Here is a 19,542-nt window from a genome sequence, read left to right on the forward strand (position 1 = left end):
GCCGCGACCCCGCTACCGCCGCTCGTACGGGTTCGCCGGCTCGGCGATCCGCCGCACCGACGAGGCGTCCAGCACCGGCGGCCAGGCCGCGTCCGTGCCGAGCCCGCCCTTGGGGTGCCAGGTACCGGTGACGGTGATCCAGGTGTCGTCCGTCGGGGCGTCCGCGCCCCGGATCTCGACCTTGCCGGTGGCGGCGTCGGCGGCGCAGCAGGAGATGAGGAGGCGGGTGACGTACCAGGTGCCGTCGTCGTCGCGGGTGACGAACCCGGTCAGCCGCACGGTACGGCCCGACAGCGACCGCCCGCTGTCGTAGATCGCCCGGGAGCCGAACTCCTCCAGCGTCAGCCGCACCGGGTTCCCGGCCGGCAGCGCGGGGAAGTGACCGACCCCCTGCGCCGCCCGCTGCGCCGCCTCGCGCTCGGCGCTGTAGGAGCCGAGGGCGGGGGGCGGGAAGAGGAGCAGGGCGAAGGCGGGGAGGGCGAGGAGCCAGGCGACACGGGGGCTATGGTGAGCGCCGTGATCATCATGCTGGCCATGGCCGGGGGAGTCGTCGCGGTCGCCGTGCTGCTCCTGCTCGCCGCGCTCGTGGCCGGCGGCGTGTTCGTCGCGCTCTGCCTGCTCGCCCTGCTCGGCGTCCGTTTCCTGTTCCGGGCGCCGGACGACCGCCGCGGCCACCCCCAGCAGCACCAGCAGAACTCCGGACACGACCAGGTATGGCCGTAGCCCCGCCTGCACGTACCGCAGGTACAGCTCGCTGAACAGCGATATCCGCAGGATCGCGGCCCCGGTCAGGAGCAGCAGCACCGCCGGTCCGTACCGCCTCACAGCAGCCACCACCCCACGAGCACGCTGCTCACCACGGCCACCACCCAGGTCACGGAGGAGAACCTCAGAGCGAAGGACCGTCCGAAGGTCCCCGCCTGGAGGGCGATCAGCTTCAGGTCCACCATCGGGCCGACGACCATGAACGCCAGCCGCGCGGTCGGCGAGAAGCCGCTCAGGGACGCGGCGACGAACGCGTCGGCCTCGCTGCACACGCACAACACGACCGCCAGCAGCGCCAGGAGCAGCACCGACAGCCAGGGCGAGCCGGTGAACAGGTCCAGTACCGAGCGGGGCACCACGATGTTGAAGGTCGCCGCGGCCGCCGCGCCGAGGACGAGGAAGCCGCCCGCGTGCAGGAAGTCGTGTTGCAGCCCGGCGGCGAAGGCGCGCGGGCCGGTGGCGGCCGGATGGCCGTGCCGTTTCGGCTGCCGCAGCCACTCGTCCCGGCCGAAGCGGGCCCACAGCCAGCCCATCACCACGGCCGTGGCCAGCGAGGCGACCAGTCGGCCGAGCACCATCTTCGGCTGTCCCGGGAAGGCGACGGACGTGGCCACCAGGACGACCGGGTTGATCGCGGGCGCGGACAGGAGGAAGGCCAGCGCCGCGGCCGGGGCGACCCCGCGCCGCATCAGGCTCCCCGCCACCGGCACGGACGCGCACTCGCAGCCCGGCAGGACGACACCGGCCGCACCGGCGACGGGCACGGCGAGGGCCTGGTTGCGCGGCAGCAGCCGGCTGAAGACCTTCTCCGGTACGAAGGCCCCGATCGCCGCCGAGACGACGGTGCCGAGCAGCAGGAACGGCACGCCCTGCACCGCGATGGCCGTGAACACCGTCCACCAGGCGGCGACCGGCGGGGTGTAGAGGTTGAGGGCGAGCATCGGCCCGAGGACCGAGGCGACCGTGGCGATGGCGAGGATCGCGGCGCCGCCGAGCACGGCGTACACGAGTGTGCGTACGACGAGCCGCAGCCCGTCCACCACGGTCCGCTGGTTCTCCACCGTGCCTGTCCCCACCTGTTCGAATAGCTCCGCGAAGGCTAACCGGTGGGAGCTGTGGGCAGGCTCGGTTTCCTCACAGAGGAGGCTGTGCGGGCGCGGGCCCGAGGGTCGTGGTGCCGGGGGCCGTACGGTGCCCCAGGCCCGTCCGGTACGCGTCCAGCGCCGCCTCCACCCGGCCGGTGCGGCGCAGCAGGTCACCGAGGAGACGGCACAGGTCGGCCAGGTCGCCGGCCGCGCCCGCGCGCTCCAGCAGGCTCAGGGCGCGGACGTAGTGCTCCTCGGCGGTCTCGGTGTCCCGGGCGTCCTCGGCGATGATGCCGAGCAGGCGGTGCGCGGCGGCGGAGTGCAGGGCTCCGCGTTCGGGGCTGAGGTCGCTGAGCACCTCGTGCAGCAGGGCGGCGGCCTCCTCGGACTTGCCGCGCCGGTGCAGTACGTCCGCCAGCTCGACGGCGACCTGGCTGGTGTACAGCGCGGCCCGCTTGGCGGTGAGCATGGTCTGCGCCTCGCGCAGCTCGGCCTCGGCGCGTTCCAGGTCGCCGTTCTGGGCGTAGACGTAGCCGCGCATCCAGTGGCAGTTGGCGAGTTCGGTACGGATCTGGAGCTGCCGGTACAGCTCGGCGGCCTTGGCGAGCGAGGCGTCGGCCTCGGCGACCCGCCCCTCGGCGAGCAGGGTGCGGGCGACGGACCGGTGCATCCGGGCCACCAGCGCCGGGTCACCGGCCTGCGGCGCGAGGGCGAGGGCGTACTCGGCGGCCTGTGCGGCCCGCGCGTGGGCGCCCATGTCCATGTACGGGCCGATGACACTGGCGTAGAGCAGCAGCAGGGCGTCGGGGTCGTGCAGTCCGCCTCGGTTCAGCTCGTCGAGGGTGGATTCGAGGAGGTACACGGCGTACCGCAGCTCCCCGGCGAGGTAGTGGGACACGGCCCGTCCGCGCAGCGCCGGGACGCGGGCGGGCAGCGGTGCGTCGGCCTCGGCGAGGACCTGTTCGGCCTGCTCGAAGTGGTTCCGGGCGGCGGCGAGTTCACCGGCGTCGAGCCCGCACTCGCCGAGTCCGAGCAGTGCCGCCGCCCGCTCCTCGGCGAACCCGTGCGCCTCGGCCTCCGCGAGCAGCGCTGCGTACTGCTGCACGGCGGCCTCGGCGTCGCCGGTGGCGAGCACGCGCTGGGCCTCGGTCAGTCGCAGCCGCAGGTCCGTGACGAGATACGCGGGCCGTCCGGTGGCGAGCTCCTCGAAGGCGACGCCGAGCCGGTCGGCGATGTGCCTGAGCGCGTCGTCGGAGGCACGGACGCGGCCGGCCTCCAGGGTGGAGATGTACGCGGGGGTGTACGCCGGTTCCGCCAACTGCTTCTGCGTCAGCCCCCGATCGGCCCGCAGCTGCTGCACCCTTCGCCCGATGGTCCCGGGATCATCGCGGTCCGACATCGTTCAACTCCCCCTGTGCCCCTTGCCGTTCGAGTCCGACAGCGCCTAGGTTAAACCGCGTATTAAACGTGGTTAACCCATGGCTGTTGCGAGGTCGCCGTGCAGGAACGCACCAGCTCCACCGAGCGCTATACCCGAGGGGTCGCGGCGGCGCTGGTCGCCGTGGTGACCCTGATTCTGGCAGCCAACGCCGGACCGGCGCGGGCGGCCGAGCAGGACCCGGCACAGCAGCGGGTTCAGCAGATCATCGCCGGATGACACTCGGAACTCCCCCCCCCGCGAAAATCGCCGCGACACCCCCGCCCACCCGCTGCTACGGTCCCCCCATGCAGCGCGCCAACCCGTCTCTGACGACGACGCCGGACCCCGTCCCGGCGCCGCGCTGACAGCTGAGCGAATCCGAAGCCCCGGGACGAGTGCCCCGGGGCTTCGTCGTGGGTGCTCGTCCGTTCCCCTGGAGGAGCAGCCATGCACGACCACCGCCGCCTCGGCCGCGAACTCGACCTCTTCGACACCGACCCCCTGATCGGCGCCGGCCTGCCGTACTGGCTGCCCGACGGGGCCGTCGTACGGCACGCGCTGGAGGAGTACATCCGGGAGGTGGAACGGGAGGCCGGCTACCGGCACGTGTACTCGCCCGTCCTCGGCAAGCGGGAGCTGTACGAGATCTCCGGGCACTGGGACCACTACAGCGACGACATGTTCCCGCCGATGGAACTCGGTGCCGAGCAGGTCGTCCTGCGGCCGAGCCTCTGCCCGCACCACGCCCTGATCTACCGCTCCCGATCCCACAGCTACCGCGAACTCCCCCTGCGCATGGCCGAGTTGGGCGGCATGTACCGCTCGGAGCTGTCCGGCGTCCTCGGCGGCCTCACCCGTGTGCGCGCGATCCACCTCAACGACGCCCATGTCTTCTGCACCCTCGACCAGGCCGTCGAGGAGGCCGCGGCCGCCCTGAGACTCATCGAGCGCGCGTACGCCGATCTGGGTATCCGGGCCGCCCGGTACCGGCTCTCGCTCCCCGGCGGGGGCGGAGGTGCCGGCAAGTACGTGGCCGATCCCGAGCTGTGGCGTCGCGCCACCGCCCTGCTGAGGGAGGTCCTCGACGGCTCCGGCGTCGCGTACGAGGCAGCCGAGGGGGAGGCCGCGTTCTACGGCCCCAAGATCGACGTCCAGATCGCCGATCCGGCGGGACGGGAGGCCACCCTGTCCACCGTCCAGATCGACTTCCACCAGCCCGAACGCTTCGACCTGCACTACATCGGGCCTGACGGAGCCAAACACCGGCCGGTCATGGTCCACCGCAGCGTCATCGGCAGCGTGGAGCGGGCCGTCGCCCACCTCGTCGAGCAGCACGGCGGAGCCTTCCCGGTCTGGCTGGCCCCCGTGCAGCTGCTGATCCTCCCGGTGGCGCAGGCCCAGACCGGGCAGGCGGAGAAACTTCTTCGCCGGGCCCGCCGAATGGGTCTGCGGGCCGAGATCGCCGGTCCCGAGCACGGCACCCTCGGCGCCCGCGTCCGCGCGGCCCGCCTGGTGCCGTACCAGGCGGTCATCGGGGAACGGGAGGCCGGGGCGGAGGGCGAACCGGCGGCCGTACGGCTGCGGGACGGGCGCAGGCCCGGGGCCGTACCGGCGGCGGAGCTGGTGGACCGGATCGCCGCCCGCGTCGCCGCGCGCGGTCCCGAGCTGTGGGACGCCCCGGAACGCGGAGACGCCGTATGACGCCGCCCGCACGAAGCCGTACGGCGACGCCATACGGCGACGCACTCCACCTGAGGCACACCGTAAGGTCGCTTGCGTAGAGCCCGCCACCGCACCCGCGCGAGGGGAGCCCCGCCGTGACGAACGACGGCACGCCCATTCCGGTGATCATCGACTGCGACACCGGCGTCGACGACGCGCTGGCCCTGCTGTTCGCCGTCCGCCATCCGGGGCTGGACCTGCGCGCGGTCACCTGCGTGGCCGGGAACACCGACGTGGACGGCGTCGTACGCAACACCCTGACCGTGCTGGAGCAGGCCGGCGCCCCGGAGATCCCCGTCGCCCGGGGCGCCGCCCGCCCGCTGATCGAGTCCGCGCGCTCGGCGCGGCACGTGCACGGCGAGGACGGCATGGGCGACATCGGCCTGCCCGCCCCGACGCGCGCCCCGGCCGACGTGGACGCGGTGACGCTGCTGCGCCGCGAGATCCTCGCCTCCCCGCGTCCGGTCACCCTGATTCCCACCGCTCCCCTGACCAACATCGCGCTGCTGCTGCGCACCCATCCGGAGGTGACCCGCAACATCGAGCGGATCGTCTTCATGGGCGGCGCGGTGGCCTGCGGGAACGCCACGCCGGTCGCGGAGTTCAACGTCTGGCACGACCCGGAGGCCGCGGCGATCCTGCTCACCGCGGGGGTGCCGATCACCATGTACGGCCTGGACGTCTTCCAGCGGGTCGTGGTGCCCGGCACGGACGTACGGCGGCTGCGGGCGAGCACGGAACCCGGCGCCCGGATGGCCGGCGACCTGCTCGCCCACCGGCCGGCCGCGCCGGACGTCACCGCCGACCCCGAGGCCGGCGGCATCGGTGACGCGGGCGCGGTCTGCACGGTCGTGGACCCGGCGGGCATCACCAGCCGCCTGCTGCCGGTCGAGGTCTCCCTGACCCCCGGCCCCACCCGAGGCCAGACGATCGTCGACCGCCGCCCACGCCCCGGCGAGTCCGAGATCCACGTCGGTGTCCGTGAACAGGCCCTCGTCGACGTCGCGTTGGACGTGGACGTGGCCCGCTTCACGAAGTTGTACCTGGAGACGGTGGAACGCGTCTCTCAAGAAGGCTGAGGATCATCCGAGCTATCCGGCCCTGGGTAGGGTGAGCGTGCCTGACCAGCACGAACGAGGGAACAGCCATGACCGCCACGCCCGAGGCCCCGGCCTCCGAAGCCGCCGCACGCGACCCACTCAAGACTCTGTGGGCCTCGCCCTTCTGCTTCATCACGGCGGCGTTCGTCGCGTTCAACGTGTTCGGGCACAACACGGCGGGGTGGTCACTGATGGCGGCCGGACTGCTCGGCCCGATCGCCGCCCTCGTCTGGGGCGCGGTGCGGCATGAGCGGCCCGACTCGTTCGTGATCGTCCCGGCGGGTGGAATGGCCCTGTTCACCGTGCTCTTCGGCATCAGCCACGGCTTCCCCTGGGCCTGACGGCTCATCGGACGAGAAGGGGCCCGGGGTGATCACCCCGGGCCCTTCGTATGACCGTCGGTCAGGAACGCGCCGTGCGTCGCCGCTTCGACGCGGCCACGAATGCCACGCCGCCCGCGACCAGCACGACCGCGCCGATCGCGATCGGGCCCGTCGCGCTGCTGCCGCCGGTCTGGGCGAGGTCGTCGTCGCCGCCGTTCGGGGAGGGGGCCGGGGCCGACGTCGACTCGGAGGGCTCCGGGGTCGACGGGGTCTCCGAGGCCGGCGGGGTCGTCTCCTCGGCCGGGGTCGACGGCTCGTCGGTCGCCGGCTCCGAGGGCTCGGCCGGCGGGGTGGTCGGGGGCTCCTCGGTCGCCGGAGGCTCGGTCGTGCAGTCCTTCGAACCGCCGTTCCAGGCCGCGATCAGCTTGTCCTTGATGACCGGGCGGTCCGGGCCCTTGGGCAGGTCGCCGTGCTCGAAGCCGTCGTTCGCGTCGAGCTTGCCGTCGAACTTCACCGCGCCCCGGTACAGGTCGATCTGCGCGAAGCAGCCCGCGTCCGGCACCGCGATGTCGAGGGTGTCGGTGCCGCCCGGCTTGACCGTGACCGAGTCGAAGTCGACGAAGACCTGCTCGCCGGAGGTCGCGAAGGTCGCCCCGTGGGCGAGGTAGGAGGCGAGCGAGGCGGTGCAGGTGGTGGCGTCGGCGGCGGCGCGGACCGTGATGTGGACCTTGCCGTCGTCGGTGACCTTCAGGTTCTGGTCGTCGACCTTGACCGAGTCGTAGAAGTTCGTACCGTCGAGCGAGAACTCGCAGCGGTCGGTGGCGGTCTCGGTGCCGGCGCCGGTGCCGGGCTTGTAGGTGCCGCCCGACTTCCAACCGTCTCCGCCGGGCGTGCCGTGGGCCCAGGCGCCGGAGGCGGCGGCGACGGTGGCCGCGCAGAGGGCGAGCGACGCGGCGCCGGTCCCCAACAGGCGTCGCGCGATGACACGTCTCGCTATGGACATGCGTATCCCATCGTGGGGTGAGAGATCGAAGCAGGAACACTGGGCGCAGTGGTCACATGCGCCTCAGAGTGAGCACATCGTCGGGGGCCGGGGGACCGGTGTCAACCTGCGAAAACGCAACGGAAGTTCAAGAGGCAATCACAATTCCGTCACGCGGGGAACGATCTACTCCGCTCTTCGTGGGGTTCACTTTTCCGACCAAGTGGACAGAGTTCTCACTGTCGTCCGTACGAACCTCGAGGAGCCCGCGTGCCCGACCTCTCCTCCAGCAACCCCGACTGGTGGCGCCAGGCCGTCATCTATCAGGTCTACCCCCGCAGTTTCGCCGACGCCGACGGCGACGGACTCGGCGACCTCAAGGGCGTCGTCCAGCGCCTGAACCACCTCGCCGCCCTCGGTGTGGACGCCCTGTGGCTCAGCCCCTTCTACCCCTCCGAGCTGGCCGACGGCGGCTACGACGTCGCCGACTACCGCGACGTCGACCCGCGCCTGGGCACCCTCGACGACTTCGACGCCATGGTCGCCGAGGCCCACCGCCTCGGCCTGAAGGTGATCGTCGACCTGGTCCCCAACCACACCTCCCACCAGCACGTCTGGTTCCAGGAGGCGCTGCGCTCCGGCCCCGGCTCCGCCGCCCGCGACCGCTATGTCTTCCGCGACGGCCGCGGCCCGCACGGCGAACTCCCGCCCTCCGACTGGCAGTCCGTCTTCGGCGGCAGCGCCTGGAAACGGGTCCCCGACGGCCAGTGGTACCTCCATCTCTTCACCCCCCAGCAACCCGACCTGAACTGGGAGAACGACGAGGTCCGCACCGACTTCCGGACCACCCTGCGGTTCTGGTCCGACCGCGGTGTCGACGGCTTCCGCGTCGACGTCGCCCACGCCCTGGCCAAGGACCTGAGCGAACCGCTGCGCGACCTCGGCGCCCCCGAACTGAGCGGTGAGGCCTCCCTGCCGGACTTCCCGCCCGGCGACCACCCCTTCTACGACCGCGACGAGGTCCACGAGATCTACCGCGACTGGCGCAAGATCCTCGACGCCTACGCCCCGCCCCGCATGGCCGTCGCCGAGGCCTGGGTGAACCCGAGCGACCGGCGCGCCCTGTACGCCCGCCCCGACGAACTGGGCCAGGCCTTCAACTTCGAGTACCTACAGACGGGTTGGGACGCCGAGGAGCTGCGGCAGGTCATCACCGACTCGCTCGCCACGGCCCGCGCGGCAGGCGCCTCCGCCACCTGGGTGCTGTCCAACCACGACGTCGTACGCCACACCTCCCGCCTGATGCTCCCGCCCGGCACCGACGACAACGCCTGGCTGCTGTCCGGCGGCCACGCGCCGGCCGTCGACGAGTCCGCGGGCCTGCGCCGCGCCCGCGCCGCGACCCTGCTGATGCTGGCGCTGCCCGGCTCGTCGTACGTCTACCAAGGCGAGGAGCTCGGTCTGCCCGAGGTCGCCGACCTGCCCTTCGAGGTGCTCCAGGACCCGATCTGGGAGCAGACGGGCCGGGTGCGCAAGGGCCGCGACGGCTGCCGGGTGCCACTGCCGTGGACGACGACCGGTCCGTCGTACGGCTTCGGCGCGGGCGGTTCCTGGCTGCCGCAGCCGTCGGCTTTCGCGGCGTACGCAGTCGAGGCCCAGGACGGTGTGGCGGGCTCGACCCTGGAGCTCTACCGCAGCGCCCTGCGCCTGCGCCACAAGTTGCTGGAGGGCGAGGCACTGGACTGGGCGCCGGACAGCCCGCCCGGCGTCCTGCACTTCGCCCGCACCAACGGGTGGCGGTGCGTGGCCAACCTGTCGGACAGGGCGGTGGAGTTGCCGCCGGGGGAGGTGCTGATCACCAGCTCGCCACTGGAGGACGGCAGGCTGGCCCCGGACACGACGGCCTGGCTGACGTAACCGGGTCACCTCACGGGGGTGAGGGAGACCTGCGGTTCGCCCGCCGTGGGAGGGGGCGGGGTCAGGTCCTCGGCCGGGAGCTTCGGCGGAGTCGTCTCCTGGAAGAGGACCTGGTCGAAGTCGACCAGCCCCGTCTTCTCCATCACCGTGATGTGGTCCAGGACGGTGTCGTTGGCCTGCTCGGCCAGCTGCCGGACCAGGGAGTTCTCGGTGGTGGCCCGGATCTTCGCGATCGTGCCGAAGATCTGGCCGTGCGTGGTGCGCAGGACGTTCGCCATGTCGCTGTCGAACTGCCTGCCGGTGTCCGCGTCCAGCGTCGCGACGAAGCCCTGCTGCTGGGGGCTGGGCCGGTCGGGCAGGGTGATGTTCAGCCGTACGGCGATCCTGCGGCAGGTGGCGTCCAGCGCGGCATGCCCGAGGACCAGATGCCGCCCGGCCGTGCGCACCGCGTCGGTCGTGCCCTTGCGCAGGGCCATCTTCCCCACCGGGTACTCCCACAGCCCGGCCGCCCGCACCTTCACCACGAAGTCACGGTCGGCCTCCGTCAGCGGTCCCGTCGAGGTCTGCGCGATGACCCGGTCCTGCGCTTGGGAGACGGTGCTGAAGCCGAGCACCGACGGACAGGCCAGGGCGGCGAGGGTGAGACTCAGGGCGCCGCCCACGAAGAGAGTTCCGGTTGCGTGCCGCGTCATGCCCACCGTGCTGCCTCCTGCCGGGCCGGGATCGTGGTCGTACGCAGGGAGTTACGGAGAACCCGGGGGTGCGGGACCTCTTGGGTTGGTACAGGGTCCGTAAAGCGATGCCCGTGCTGCCCTCCCTTGGTCCGTACGGCCGAACACGGGTGTCGGCGGCGGGAGCGGTCGGAACAATCGCCGGTGGGGGTGCCCGCCGCGTGTGTGAGGAGCTCCGCCAACGATGAGCAGGTCCCGCAGATCCCGGAAGTCAGCGTTTCTCGCCTCGCTCGCCGCCGCCGGTGTGATCGCCGTGCCGGGGACGGCGCACGGCACCGGAGCCCCGGCCGGCGCGGGCGGCGACGGCCTGTGGGCGGTCGCGACCATCGAGCCCGGACGGTCCGGCGTCGTCGAGGTCAGGGGCTTCGGCGCCGAGGCCCTCGGGGCGGGATCGGTCCTGACGTTGTCGGCCCCGGCCAGGACCCGGGTGACGGGTGCGCCGTACGCCGGGCTCGGGTACCGGGGGGCGGTGGTGCGGGGCGGGGGCAGCGGGACGTACACCTTCGGCGGCGCGTCCGCCGCGGGGTGGAAGGACCTCGCGTTCCCCTTCGTCCTGTCGCTCGCCCCGGACGCCGAGCCCGGGACCCGGCTGCCCGACTGCACGCTCGTCCTGCGGGACGCGAAGGGCACCGTACGGCAGCGCGGCACCTGCTCCGTCACGGTCGGCCTGCCCGCGCCGACCCTGTCCGGCCCCGCGTCGGGCGTGCCGCTGGGCGCGACTCCGCGGGCCTCGGGGACGGCCTACCCGGGCGCCCAGGTCACGGTGCGGGACGCGCTGGAGCAGGAGGTCTGCGCGGCCACCGCCGCACCGGACGGCGCCTGGTCCTGCGTACCGGGCTTCGCGCTGCCCACCGGTACGGGCCGCCTCCAGGCGACTGCCACGCTGAACGGCGTCAGCGCGCTGAGCGAGCAGATCGACATCATGGTGTCCGGGGCCGGGGCGGCGCAGAAGGACACGGTGTCGAACGGCGGGGGCGGCCGGCTCCCGGGCTAGGGAACCTCGGCCGGGGGGCCGGACGCGGTCAGGCCGGCTGCCACAGCTCGATCCGATTGCCCTCGGGGTCGGTGACCCAGCCGAACCGGCCGACCCCGTCCATGTCCTGCGTCTCCTCGGCCACGTCCGCGCCCCGGGCCCGCAGTTGCCCGAGCATCGCGTCCAGGTCGCGCACCCGGAAGTTGAGCATGGTCCGCTGGGCGCGGGACCCGAAGTACTCGGTCTCCGACTCGAACGTCGCGAACACCGTGGGCCCGGCCTCCTGGCCCCACAGGCCGTTCTCGTCGGCGTCCAGACCCAGGCAGTCGCGGTACCAGGCGCTCAGGGCCGCCGGATCGGCAGCCCGCATGAAGTAACCACCGATTCCCAGCACACGTTCCATGTGGCCATCGTGCCAGGACGGCCGTCCGGGCGGCGCGTTAGGGCGGCTTCGTCCGGCGGACTCAGTGCCCGGTCAGTAGCGCACCGCCCGCGCCACCTCGGCCCGCACGTCCCCGCTCAGATCGCGGGTGCTGCGCGCGGTGCCCTTGCCCGACTCGCCCCCCGCCACGTCCGACAAGGTCACCACCGTGGCGTCCAGAAGGTTGCCGCTGTCGTCCTTGAAGTCGACCTGCACGGCGAAGGACCGCGTCGAGCCGGTCGTGTTCCGCGCCGTGACCTCCGCCGAGGCACGGCCGCCGGAGTCGGTCGTCGCCTTGCCCACGCTCACCGAGCCCTTGACGTCGACGCCGCCCGTGATGTCGTCCAGTCGGCGTCCGGGCTCCGCCGTCGCCGTGGCGTAGGCCGACGCCGCCTTGCTCGCCACCGAGGTGGGCGTGTCGTCGTCCGAGCACGCGGTCAGGGCGGGGACGGCCAGGGCCGCGGCGGCCAGGAGGGCGGCGGTCGTCGTCCCTCGGGTGCGGGGACCGGGCATGGCGACTCCAGGGGACTCCAGAGGGTGCGATCCGGTGCCCTCAGTGAAATGCGGAACGCCCGGGACCGCACTCCGGCCTCACCCGATCGGCCCGCCCCCCGTGGTGGGCGACCCCGGGCCGCCGCATCGTCGTACCGACCGCAGAACCCGATCGCGCGACCCGCGAGAAGTGGGGTACGGCCATGAGCCAGCCGCAGCCGCATGCCAGCGACGCCGCCCACAGCCCTCCGGGGGCGCCGGCGCCCGGAGCGCCCGGCGGGTCCGGTCCGTCCCAGGCGGCCTGGTCCTCCCGCGAGACCACGTCCGACGCCGCCCCCACCTCCGACTGGGGCCCCGGCGCGCTTCTCTTCGCCGGTGTGTTGCTGGTGGTGGGCGGGCTGCTGGCCATCTTCCAGGGCATCGGCGCCATCGCCGACGACGATGTCTACGCCACCATCGGCGAGTACGTCTTCGAGGCCAACCTCACGGCGTGGGGCTGGATCCTGCTGGTCCTCGGCGTGCTCGCGGTCGGCGTCGGCTACGGCGTGCTCCAGGGTGCCTGGTGGGCCCGCATCACCGGCATCTTCCTGGCGTCCCTGAACATGGTCGCCCACTTCCTGTTCCTGCCGTATACGCCGGTCTGGTCCGTGGTCATGGTCGGGATCGACTTCTTCGTGATCCTCGCGCTGGCCCTGGCACCGGACACCGCTAGCGCTTCAGGGCGCGGTAACGCCTCAGCAGTTCGCTGATCCGGGCCGGGTCCTTGCGGCCGTTCAGCTCGGTGAGCAGGTCGTCGGGGCACAGCTCGTAGTGGTCGCCCCAGAAACGGCGACCGTGGTTGTCCCAGACGCGGTAGCCGCCGGGCACGCCCCTGGCCACAAAACGTCGTCGGCTCACATCGCCCCCCAGCCCTCGCCCTGATGCCACCCTGTCCGTCCGGACAGGGTGGCATCAGCCGGTGACCCCCGTCGCCCGCTTTTCCCGGCTCAGGCGTGCCCGATGCCGCCCCCGCCGAAGGACCCGCTCTTGCCGGGCAGCCAGCGCTTGCGGTGCTGGTCCTCGCTGCGCCGGCTGCTCGCGGGGTGCAATTCGTGTGGCAGGAGGCGTTCCCGGCCGTTGCCGTGCGGGACCTCGTCGGGCTCCCTGACCTCCCGTTCCTCGCGGACGGGCCCGGTGTCGGGCAGATGCGACTGCTCGTCCGGAGTGGGCCGTGGCAGTTCCCGGTCACGGACCCGCATGCCGAACTGCACCGCCCAGACCAGTGCGCCGGCGACGATCATTCCACCCACGAAGGCGGCGATCACGTTGAGTACTTCGCTCGACGTGGCCGCTAGTTCAAGCGTTGTCGTACCCATGCCCCAATTATCACCGAAACGGGCGAATAAGCTCCCGGAGGAACGATCGATTCCGTGGCCGGAGGTGGCCGCAGGTGGCAGCAGGTCTACGCGCGTTCCTCGCCGGGGGATCCGGCCGCCTCCGCCGTGTCCAGTTCCGTGAAGAGCGTCAGCTGGAGGGCGCCCGGGGCTTCGAGGCGTGAGTTCAGGGAGTTCCACGGAGTGCGGGTGGGCTCCGCGACGACCTCGGCGCCGGCCGCCGCCAGCCGCGCCGTGGTGGCCGTGGAGTCGTCCACCTGGAAGGCGACCCTGATGTGCCCGGCCACGCGTCGGCCGACCTCCACCTCGTCGATGAACTCCGCATGGTTCGGATCGGTCAGCTCCAGCGTGGCCCGGCCCGCTTCGAGGATGGTGACCCGGCCGTCGCGGGAGGCGAACGCGGCCCGCTCGGGCAGGCCGAGCTCATCCCGGTAGAAGCGCAGAGCCTCGTCGTAGTCGGCCGCGGTGACCACCAGACGGAGCTCGTGCACGGGGGCGGGGGATTCGCTCGGTGTACCGGACATGACGGACTCCTCTTCGACGGTCGTGCCGGGTGAACCGGTGGGGACGGCGCGTTGATTCCCAAGGGTGCCCCCGGCCGGGGGCGGGCGGCGCAACCTCCGTAGGCCACACCGGCGACCAAAGACGCACCGCGAGCGACCATCGGCCGACGCTCGGCGCCGGGCCCCCGCTCGACCATGGACACGTCCGGCGAACGGGAGGAGCGGGAACATGGCGGACCTGCGGGTCGGGGCGGTCGTGTCGGCGATCGTGGTGGTGCTGGCGGCCGGCACGGCGCCGGCGGCGAGCGGGCGGGCGGGGGCCGAGCAGCAGGTCTACGTGGCGCCCTGGGGGAACGACCGGTGGCCGGGTACGGCCGAGCGTCCGTTCGCGACGCCGGCCCGCGCCCAGCAGGCCGTGCGGGCCAGGACGGCCTCGATGACCTCGGACATCGTGGTCAACCTGCGCGGCGGGACGTACCGGCTCACCGCTCCCCTGCGGATGTCGCGGGCCGCCGGTGACTCCCGTCGCGGCGGACACCGGGTGGTCTACCAGGCGTACGGCTACGGGACGGCCCGGCAGGAGCCGGTGACCCTCAGCGGCGGCCGGGACATCGGAGGCTGGCGGCCCGACCCGCGGCGGCGAGGCGTGTGGCGGACGGACGTCGGGACGCTGAACACGCGTCAGCTCTACGTCGGGGGGAAGCGGGCCGGCCGGGCGAGTCTGGGCGACGGGATCCCCGGCAGGCTCAAAGTGACCGACACCGGCCTCACCACCACCAGCGCCGTCCCGCGCGGCTGGCACGCCCCGCGTGACATGGAACTGCGGTTCCGCTTCGACTACCTGGAGGGCCGCTGCGGCATCGCGGACGTCTCGCGCGGGCCGGGACCCGGATCGACGATCACCATGGACCAGCCCTGCTGGCGGATGGCCCACGCCCTGTACGGCCCGGAGCTGCTGGCGCTGCCGTCCGACGTCGAGAACTCACCGGACTTCCTGGACCGGAAGGGGAGTTGGTACCTCGACCGCTCCCGCGCCGGGCACCACCAGCTGCTCTACCGGCCCAGGGCGGGCGAGGACATGCGGAGCGCGCAGGTGACGGCGCCGGTGCTCCAGACGCTGGTGGGCGGGACCGGCAGCGCGGGGCGGCCGGTGCACGACATCGCCTTCCGGGGGCTGACGTTCGCGCACGCCGGGTGGCTGAGGCCGAGCGAGCCGGCCGGGTTCGCCGCCGCGTGGAGCATGTACCTGCGGCCGGGGAAGGGCGACGACGGCATGCGGCTGCTGACCGTGCCCGGGAACGTCGCCTTCCACACCGCCGAACGCATCACCTTCCAGGGCAACCGGTTCGTCCACCTCGGCGCCCAGGGCCTGCGGTTCTCCGGGAACAGCGCGCACAACACCGTTACCGGCAACGTCTTCACCGACATCTCCGACGGCGGTGTCGCCCTCGGCGTCCTGCCGCCCGACACCAGGAGCACGAGCCGGGACAACCGCGTCACCGACAACTGGATCCACCACACCGGCGCGGACCACCACGCCTCCTCCGGCATCTGGGACGGCGGCAGCCGGCGGACGACCATCGCGCACAACCAGATCGACCACCTGCCCTACACCGGCATCCTCTCCGGCCCCGCCGAGGACGTACGCGGCCTGATGAGCGGCAACCGCATCGTGGGCAACCGGGTGTTCACCACCAACCGGCTCCTGGCCGACGGCGGCGGCATCTACCTGCGCGGCGAGCAGGGCACGTCGTACGGCGATGGCGCGCTCGTCAGCGGCAACGCGGTCACGGACAGCGCGTACGGCATCTGGAACGTCGGCATCTACACCGACGACAGCAGCAACTGGATCACCGTGCGCGACAACGCCGTTCACGACTACCGGGCCTCGATCGGCGGTTGCAGCGAGGACTGGGGCGACCGGCCGGTCCAGAACGTCCGCTTCCACGGCAACTTCTGGGACGACACCGTGCCCGACTGGCTGCCCCGCCGGGACTACCCCGGAGGCTGGCCGCCCGCACCGGACTGCGGGGACCCCAAGAACCTGGAGTTCAGGGGCAACACGCTGCTCACCGCGGCCGGCCCGGCGGGGGACTGCGCGGCGCGCGCGGGTTGCGCGGCGATCGTGGACCGGGCGGGGCCGCGGGAGCCGTACCGGCGGGGCTGGGGACTGGGACCGAGGTGAGGCGGTGGGTGGCGGCCCCGGCGAACGGGGGTGGGGCCGCCACCTGCCTGCCGGGGCGTCAGCTGCCGGAACGTCCGCGGTCGGTTCTGCCGAGCAGCCTGTCCATCTCCTCGATCTCGGCCGTCTGGGCGGTGATGACGGCGTCGGCGAGCTTCGTCGCCGGGCCGTACCGCCCCTCGGCCTTCTCGGCGCGGGCCATCTCGACCGCGCCCTCGTGGTGCTCGACCATCAGGGTGAGGAACAGGGAGTCGAAGGCCTTGCCGGACGCCTCCGACAGCCTGTCCATGTCCTCGTCGTCCATCATCCCGGCCGTTCCGGCACCGCCGGAGTGGCCGGAGTGGTCCATGCCGGGGGTGGCCGACGGCACGTCCTCACCCCAGGCCCTGAGCCACCCCGACAGGGTCCGGATCTCCGGGGCCTGGGCCTGCCGGATGCGCGAGGCGAGGTCCTTCACCTCGGCGGTGGAGGCCCGGCCGGCGGCCGTCTCCGCCATCTCCACGGCCTGCCGGTGGTGCGGGATCATGCCCTGCGCGAAGGAGACGTCCTGGTCGTTGTGCGCGTCGGCGCTCACGGAGGCGGAGGCGGAGGCGGCTGAGGACGAGGCGGGGGCGTCGGCCGCGGTGTCCGAGCCGCCGTCACCGCCGCACGCGGCGAGGACGAGGACGGCGGTGCCGGCCGTCGCGGCGAGGGCGGCCCGGCGGACGCGGGCACGGGTGCGGGTACTGGTCATGCTGAGAACTCCTGCGGTGTACGTGAACTGCCGCGCCCCCGGGAGGGCGTGGCACGGGCATGGCTGGGTGCCGTACGCCCCCGGCGGTGCGGGGAGGCGGACGGCTCGGCCTTGTCCTAGGTCCGCAGGATCTGTAGTTCGGCCGGCGAGGGAGGCGCGCGCCCGCCTTCCGGCGCGGTGACCGGGGAGCGCGGGTCGAGGTCGCCCGCGACGCCGCTGCCGGCCGGATCGGGCAACGGCGCCGGCAGCGCGGGAGCGCCGGCGACGGCGCCGGAGGCGCAGGTGGGGTCGGAGTGCTGGGCGTGTCCGCCGCCGGAGTCGGTGCCGTGACAGACGGATTCGTCGGTCATGGCCGACGTGTGGGAGGCGGAGTGGGCGGCGTGGGACGCGCCCGCGACCACGGTGCCGGGTCCGAGGGCGTGCATCCCGAACAGTCCGGCGAGCAGCCCGAGCAGCAGAAACGTGCGCCACACCCCCGTCAACGGAGGCCGCGGCGCGCGGTGATGCTGCGCACGGGCGGTCACGCCCTCATCGTACGGACGGGAGGCGGGACCGACTCATCGGCCAGGCGGCCGTCAACTCCTCGGCCCCTCCGGTGACTTTGCCATCTCTTTACAACCTGGCCCACTCCCGCGTCGTCTCTCCGCTCGACCCGTCACCGGCCCGCCCGGTACGCCCGTACCGGCGGACAGACGAAAGAGAGCGACGCAATGCGCCGAACAACCCTCAGCGCCCTGGCCCTGACCTGCACCGCCCTCCTGGCGAGCGCCACGCCGGCCCTCGCCACCTCGGCCTCCCCGACCCCGGCCCCCAGCCCGACCCGCGACTCCTCCGCCTCGGCCTCGCCGACCCCGTCGACCGAGCCGACCGAGCCTCCCTCCGCGGCCCCCTCCACCCCGGCGCCGGCCGAGCCGACCCGGGCGCCCGGCCGCGGCCAGGTCTCCGTAGTCCCGTCCGGAGCGCCCGACACCGGCGTGACGCCGACGTCGAGCGACGGCTCCGGCCAGGGTGGTCTGATCGGCGGGGGCGCGGCGGCGCTGCTGCTCGCCGGGGGCGCGACGACCTTCGTCGTACGGCGTCGGAGGGCGAACGGCGCATGACGGCGCTCTCCAGGCGGGCGTTCGGCACGGCGGCGATCGCCTCGCTGCTCGTGGCGTGCGGCGGCCAGGGAGCGGACCCCGCGGCGAGCGCGCACTCCCGGCGCACGAGGGGCCAGGAGGACGCCGAGGAGACCTCCGGCTCGTCGTCCGACTCGTCGTCGACGGCGAACTCGGCGCGCGCGCTGGGCCGTTCGGCCCCGGTCCGGCTCCGTATCCCGGCGATCGACGTGGACACCCCGGTGCTGAACCTCGGCCTGGCGGCGGACGGCACGGTGGAAGTGCCGCCGATCACGGCCGACGACCGGGCGGGCTGGTACCGGCACTCGCCCACGCCGGGTCAGGTGGGCCCGTCGGTGCTCCTCGGCCATGTGACGGTCGGCGCGTACGGGGACGGGGTCTTCCGCCGCCTCGGGGAGTTGCGCCGGGGAGACCGGATCGTGGCGCGGAGGCAGGACGGGACATCGGCGGAGTTCGCGGTGAGCTCCGTACGGACGGTGGCCAAGGACGACTTCCCGGCGAAGGAGGTCTACGGGAACGTGGACCGGCCGGAGTTGCGCCTGATCACCTGCGGGGGCCCGCGCACGGGTGAGGAGTACCGCGACAACGTGATCGTCTTCGCCACCCTGGCCGGGGCGGCGCCCTGACGTGTCGAGTGGGGTCCGGGCCGGTCGAGGGAACGCGAGCCGACCGCCCGGCATCCTCCTTCATGAGCCCGACGAGCCCTCACCATGGAGAGCGTTGAAACGGTCCCGAGACACGGCAGCGTCCGAGTTGTTCGCCGCCCTGTACCCGCGCCTGGCCGGCTGGTGCCGCCGTCTCGTCGACGACGACGAGACGGCGCACGAGATCGCCTCCGAGGCCTTCACCAGGCTGTGGGCCCGCTGGAGCCGCGTGGAGGAACCGCGCGGCTTCCTCTACGTCACCGCCGCGAACCTGGTCCGGGACCACTGGCGCAAACTGGAGCGGGAGCGCAAGGCCATGCGCCGGGCGAAGTCGGAGGCCGCGGTCAACGCGCACACGGAACAGTCGGATCCGTCGGTCCGTCTCCTGGTCCAGTCCCTCCCCGAACGCCTGCGGACCCCGATTCTCCTGCACTACTACGCTGACATGCCGATCCGGGAGGTGTCCGCGCTGACCGGACGAAAGGAAGGAACCGTCAAGGCCGACCTCCACGCGGCCCGCGAACTGCTCCGCGTCCACCTCAGGAGAAGCCTTGACCACACGCTTTGACGACGACGACCCGGACGCGCCGGACCTCGCCCCCGACGACCCCCTGGCGATCATCCTCCGCCCGCCCACGGACCACCTCGCCCCACCCCCCGGCCACTACGACACCGTCCGCCGCAGGGCGTCCCGCCGACGGCTGGTGCGTACGGCGACGGGGGCGGCGGTGACCTGCGCGGTGGCCGTACTGGCCGCCCTGCAACTCAACTTGGGCCCGTCCGACCCCTCGCGCAACCCGGCCCCCCCACTCGCCCCGGCGCCCGCCACCACCGACCCGACACGGCCTCCGTCCCCATCCCCGTCCCCGTCGGAATCCCGGTCCCGAACGGCCCCCCCGACCCCACCCGAAACGGCGACCTCGACTCCCACCCCCCGGGACCCCGGCCGCACGGGATCCCGCACCCCGACCGCCACGGCGGCACCGACGGTCGAGCCGTCGTCGCCACGGACATCAGACGGAGCACTACCGTCGGCGGACCCGACCCCGGGGGCCTCG

23 protein-coding genes are annotated in these 19,542 nt (G+C 73.1%); 11 read left to right on the plus strand and 12 right to left on the minus strand.

Annotation, left to right across the window (positions count from 1 at the left end; translation table 11 throughout):
* Positions 1 to 12: 12 nt before the first annotated feature.
* From ACIQWG_RS22110 to ACIQWG_RS22120, 3 genes are all read right to left on the minus strand, one after another.
* A complete protein-coding gene (locus ACIQWG_RS22110; protein WP_404099387.1) occupies positions 13 to 825 on the minus strand; it encodes a TIGR03943 family putative permease subunit in 813 nt (270 codons plus the stop codon).
* Positions 822 to 1,826 carry a permease gene (locus ACIQWG_RS22115; RefSeq protein ID WP_404098387.1) on the minus strand — a complete coding sequence of 335 codons (1,005 nt, stop codon included), beginning with the start codon at positions 1,824 to 1,826 and terminating at the stop codon, positions 822 to 824. Before ACIQWG_RS22115 ends, ACIQWG_RS22110 begins: the two co-directional genes overlap by 4 nt.
* A 73-nt stretch (positions 1,827 to 1,899) precedes the next feature.
* A complete protein-coding gene (locus ACIQWG_RS22120) occupies positions 1,900 to 3,249 on the minus strand; it encodes a tetratricopeptide repeat protein (RefSeq protein ID WP_404098390.1) in 1,350 nt (449 codons plus the stop codon).
* A 99-nt stretch (positions 3,250 to 3,348) separates the two neighbouring features.
* Here ACIQWG_RS22120 and ACIQWG_RS22125 point away from each other — a divergent pair, with 99 nt between their 5' ends.
* The 4 genes from ACIQWG_RS22125 to ACIQWG_RS22140 all read left to right on the plus strand — a co-directional run bounded on the left by ACIQWG_RS22125 (position 3,349) and on the right by ACIQWG_RS22140 (position 6,433).
* Positions 3,349 to 3,507, plus strand: a complete 159-nt coding sequence (locus ACIQWG_RS22125; protein WP_404098393.1) for a hypothetical protein — start codon at positions 3,349 to 3,351, stop codon at positions 3,505 to 3,507.
* Positions 3,508 to 3,717: 210 nt separating this feature from the next.
* The gene (gene thrS, locus ACIQWG_RS22130) at positions 3,718 to 4,971 is read left to right on the plus strand and encodes a threonine--tRNA ligase (RefSeq protein ID WP_404098395.1); all 1,254 of its coding nucleotides are present in this window, start codon (positions 3,718 to 3,720) and stop codon (positions 4,969 to 4,971) included.
* Between the two features lie 116 nt (positions 4,972 to 5,087).
* Entirely contained in the window at positions 5,088 to 6,071 is a 984-nt protein-coding gene (locus ACIQWG_RS22135) for a nucleoside hydrolase (protein WP_404098398.1), read from the plus strand.
* A 68-nt stretch (positions 6,072 to 6,139) separates the two neighbouring features.
* Positions 6,140 to 6,433 carry a hypothetical protein gene (locus ACIQWG_RS22140; protein ID WP_404098400.1) on the plus strand — a complete coding sequence of 98 codons (294 nt, stop codon included), beginning with the start codon at positions 6,140 to 6,142 and terminating at the stop codon, positions 6,431 to 6,433.
* 61 nt (positions 6,434 to 6,494) lie between these two features.
* On the opposite strand, the gene ACIQWG_RS22145 is transcribed toward ACIQWG_RS22140, so the two are convergent.
* Positions 6,495 to 7,418: an LAETG motif-containing sortase-dependent surface protein gene (locus tag ACIQWG_RS22145; protein ID WP_404098403.1), complete on the minus strand. Its 924-nt coding sequence runs from the start codon at positions 7,416 to 7,418 to the stop codon at positions 6,495 to 6,497.
* A gap of 249 nt (positions 7,419 to 7,667) precedes the next feature.
* Here ACIQWG_RS22145 and ACIQWG_RS22150 point away from each other — a divergent pair, with 249 nt between their 5' ends.
* The gene (locus ACIQWG_RS22150; protein WP_404098406.1) at positions 7,668 to 9,314 is read left to right on the plus strand and encodes a glycoside hydrolase family 13 protein; all 1,647 of its coding nucleotides are present in this window, start codon (positions 7,668 to 7,670) and stop codon (positions 9,312 to 9,314) included.
* A gap of 5 nt (positions 9,315 to 9,319) precedes the next feature.
* Here the strand turns inward: ACIQWG_RS22150 and ACIQWG_RS22155 are convergent, their stop codons facing one another.
* Positions 9,320 to 10,006 (minus strand): DUF4142 domain-containing protein, encoded by a 687-nt coding sequence (locus tag ACIQWG_RS22155; RefSeq protein ID WP_404098409.1) that lies wholly within the window; start codon positions 10,004 to 10,006, stop codon positions 9,320 to 9,322.
* Between the two features lie 223 nt (positions 10,007 to 10,229).
* Between ACIQWG_RS22155 and ACIQWG_RS22160 the strand changes: the two genes are divergently transcribed.
* Positions 10,230 to 11,039, plus strand: a complete 810-nt coding sequence (locus tag ACIQWG_RS22160) for a carboxypeptidase regulatory-like domain-containing protein (RefSeq protein WP_404098412.1) — start codon at positions 10,230 to 10,232, stop codon at positions 11,037 to 11,039.
* Between the two features lie 28 nt (positions 11,040 to 11,067).
* Here the strand turns inward: ACIQWG_RS22160 and ACIQWG_RS22165 are convergent, their stop codons facing one another.
* On the minus strand, positions 11,068 to 11,421 hold the full coding sequence (locus ACIQWG_RS22165; RefSeq protein WP_404098415.1) for a VOC family protein: 354 nt from the start codon (positions 11,419 to 11,421) through the stop codon (positions 11,068 to 11,070).
* A gap of 72 nt (positions 11,422 to 11,493) precedes the next feature.
* Positions 11,494 to 11,952 (minus strand): hypothetical protein, encoded by a 459-nt coding sequence (locus ACIQWG_RS22170; RefSeq protein WP_404098418.1) that lies wholly within the window; start codon positions 11,950 to 11,952, stop codon positions 11,494 to 11,496.
* A gap of 182 nt (positions 11,953 to 12,134) precedes the next feature.
* Between ACIQWG_RS22170 and ACIQWG_RS22175 the strand changes: the two genes are divergently transcribed.
* Entirely contained in the window at positions 12,135 to 12,680 is a 546-nt protein-coding gene (locus ACIQWG_RS22175; RefSeq protein WP_404098421.1) for a hypothetical protein, read from the plus strand.
* Here ACIQWG_RS22175 and ACIQWG_RS22180 read toward each other — a convergent pair.
* From ACIQWG_RS22180 to ACIQWG_RS22190, 3 genes are all read right to left on the minus strand, one after another.
* Positions 12,640 to 12,828 carry a hypothetical protein gene (locus ACIQWG_RS22180; protein ID WP_404098424.1) on the minus strand — a complete coding sequence of 63 codons (189 nt, stop codon included), beginning with the start codon at positions 12,826 to 12,828 and terminating at the stop codon, positions 12,640 to 12,642. The genes ACIQWG_RS22175 and ACIQWG_RS22180 overlap by 41 nt on opposite strands.
* Before the next feature lie 89 nt (positions 12,829 to 12,917).
* The gene (locus ACIQWG_RS22185; protein ID WP_404098426.1) at positions 12,918 to 13,286 is read right to left on the minus strand and encodes a DUF6479 family protein; all 369 of its coding nucleotides are present in this window, start codon (positions 13,284 to 13,286) and stop codon (positions 12,918 to 12,920) included.
* An 86-nt stretch (positions 13,287 to 13,372) separates the two neighbouring features.
* Entirely contained in the window at positions 13,373 to 13,828 is a 456-nt protein-coding gene (locus tag ACIQWG_RS22190) for a VOC family protein (RefSeq protein ID WP_404098429.1), read from the minus strand.
* A 208-nt stretch (positions 13,829 to 14,036) separates the two neighbouring features.
* Between ACIQWG_RS22190 and ACIQWG_RS22195 the strand changes: the two genes are divergently transcribed.
* A complete protein-coding gene (locus ACIQWG_RS22195) occupies positions 14,037 to 15,992 on the plus strand; it encodes a right-handed parallel beta-helix repeat-containing protein (protein ID WP_404098432.1) in 1,956 nt (651 codons plus the stop codon).
* Positions 15,993 to 16,050: 58 nt separating this feature from the next.
* Here ACIQWG_RS22195 and ACIQWG_RS22200 read toward each other — a convergent pair whose 3' ends face one another.
* On the minus strand, positions 16,051 to 16,722 hold the full coding sequence (locus ACIQWG_RS22200; protein WP_404098435.1) for a DUF305 domain-containing protein: 672 nt from the start codon (positions 16,720 to 16,722) through the stop codon (positions 16,051 to 16,053).
* A 116-nt stretch (positions 16,723 to 16,838) separates the two neighbouring features.
* The gene (locus ACIQWG_RS22205; RefSeq protein WP_404098438.1) at positions 16,839 to 17,246 is read right to left on the minus strand and encodes a DUF6153 family protein; all 408 of its coding nucleotides are present in this window, start codon (positions 17,244 to 17,246) and stop codon (positions 16,839 to 16,841) included.
* 186 nt (positions 17,247 to 17,432) lie between these two features.
* On the opposite strand from ACIQWG_RS22205, the gene ACIQWG_RS22210 reads away from it, so the two are divergent.
* The 3 genes from ACIQWG_RS22210 (at position 17,433) to ACIQWG_RS22220 (ending at position 19,052) form a co-directional block, all read left to right on the plus strand.
* Complete coding sequence (locus tag ACIQWG_RS22210) at positions 17,433 to 17,822, plus strand: sortase-dependent protein (RefSeq protein WP_404098440.1); 390 nt, start codon at positions 17,433 to 17,435, stop codon at positions 17,820 to 17,822.
* Positions 17,819 to 18,466: a class F sortase gene (locus ACIQWG_RS22215; RefSeq protein ID WP_404098443.1), complete on the plus strand. Its 648-nt coding sequence runs from the start codon at positions 17,819 to 17,821 to the stop codon at positions 18,464 to 18,466. Before ACIQWG_RS22210 ends, ACIQWG_RS22215 begins: the two co-directional genes overlap by 4 nt.
* 94 nt (positions 18,467 to 18,560) lie before the next feature.
* Positions 18,561 to 19,052: an RNA polymerase sigma factor gene (locus ACIQWG_RS22220; RefSeq protein WP_404098445.1), complete on the plus strand. Its 492-nt coding sequence runs from the start codon at positions 18,561 to 18,563 to the stop codon at positions 19,050 to 19,052.
* Positions 19,053 to 19,542: the final 490 nt, after the last annotated feature.

The sequence above is a fragment of the Streptomyces sp. NPDC098781 genome (genome assembly GCF_044759995.1).
Classification (GTDB): domain Bacteria; phylum Actinomycetota; class Actinomycetes; order Streptomycetales; family Streptomycetaceae; genus Streptomyces.

Coding starts and splice junctions, on each gene's coding strand:
- ACIQWG_RS22120 (WP_404098390.1), bottom strand. CDS start 3,249: ATGTCGGACCGCGATGATCCCGGGACCATCGGGCGAAGGGTGCAGCAG.
- thrS (WP_404098395.1), top strand. CDS start 3,718: ATGCACGACCACCGCCGCCTCGGCCGCGAACTCGACCTCTTCGACACC.
- ACIQWG_RS22140 (WP_404098400.1), top strand. CDS start 6,140: ATGACCGCCACGCCCGAGGCCCCGGCCTCCGAAGCCGCCGCACGCGAC.
- ACIQWG_RS22145 (WP_404098403.1), bottom strand. CDS start 7,418: ATGTCCATAGCGAGACGTGTCATCGCGCGACGCCTGTTGGGGACCGGC.
- ACIQWG_RS22155 (WP_404098409.1), bottom strand. CDS start 10,006: ATGACGCGGCACGCAACCGGAACTCTCTTCGTGGGCGGCGCCCTGAGT.
- ACIQWG_RS22160 (WP_404098412.1), top strand. CDS start 10,230: ATGAGCAGGTCCCGCAGATCCCGGAAGTCAGCGTTTCTCGCCTCGCTC.
- ACIQWG_RS22165 (WP_404098415.1), bottom strand. CDS start 11,421: ATGGAACGTGTGCTGGGAATCGGTGGTTACTTCATGCGGGCTGCCGAT.
- ACIQWG_RS22170 (WP_404098418.1), bottom strand. CDS start 11,952: ATGCCCGGTCCCCGCACCCGAGGGACGACGACCGCCGCCCTCCTGGCC.
- ACIQWG_RS22175 (WP_404098421.1), top strand. CDS start 12,135: ATGAGCCAGCCGCAGCCGCATGCCAGCGACGCCGCCCACAGCCCTCCG.
- ACIQWG_RS22185 (WP_404098426.1), bottom strand. CDS start 13,286: ATGGGTACGACAACGCTTGAACTAGCGGCCACGTCGAGCGAAGTACTC.
- ACIQWG_RS22190 (WP_404098429.1), bottom strand. CDS start 13,828: ATGTCCGGTACACCGAGCGAATCCCCCGCCCCCGTGCACGAGCTCCGT.
- ACIQWG_RS22195 (WP_404098432.1), top strand. CDS start 14,037: ATGGCGGACCTGCGGGTCGGGGCGGTCGTGTCGGCGATCGTGGTGGTG.
- ACIQWG_RS22200 (WP_404098435.1), bottom strand. CDS start 16,722: ATGACCAGTACCCGCACCCGTGCCCGCGTCCGCCGGGCCGCCCTCGCC.
- ACIQWG_RS22210 (WP_404098440.1), top strand. CDS start 17,433: ATGCGCCGAACAACCCTCAGCGCCCTGGCCCTGACCTGCACCGCCCTC.
- ACIQWG_RS22215 (WP_404098443.1), top strand. CDS start 17,819: ATGACGGCGCTCTCCAGGCGGGCGTTCGGCACGGCGGCGATCGCCTCG.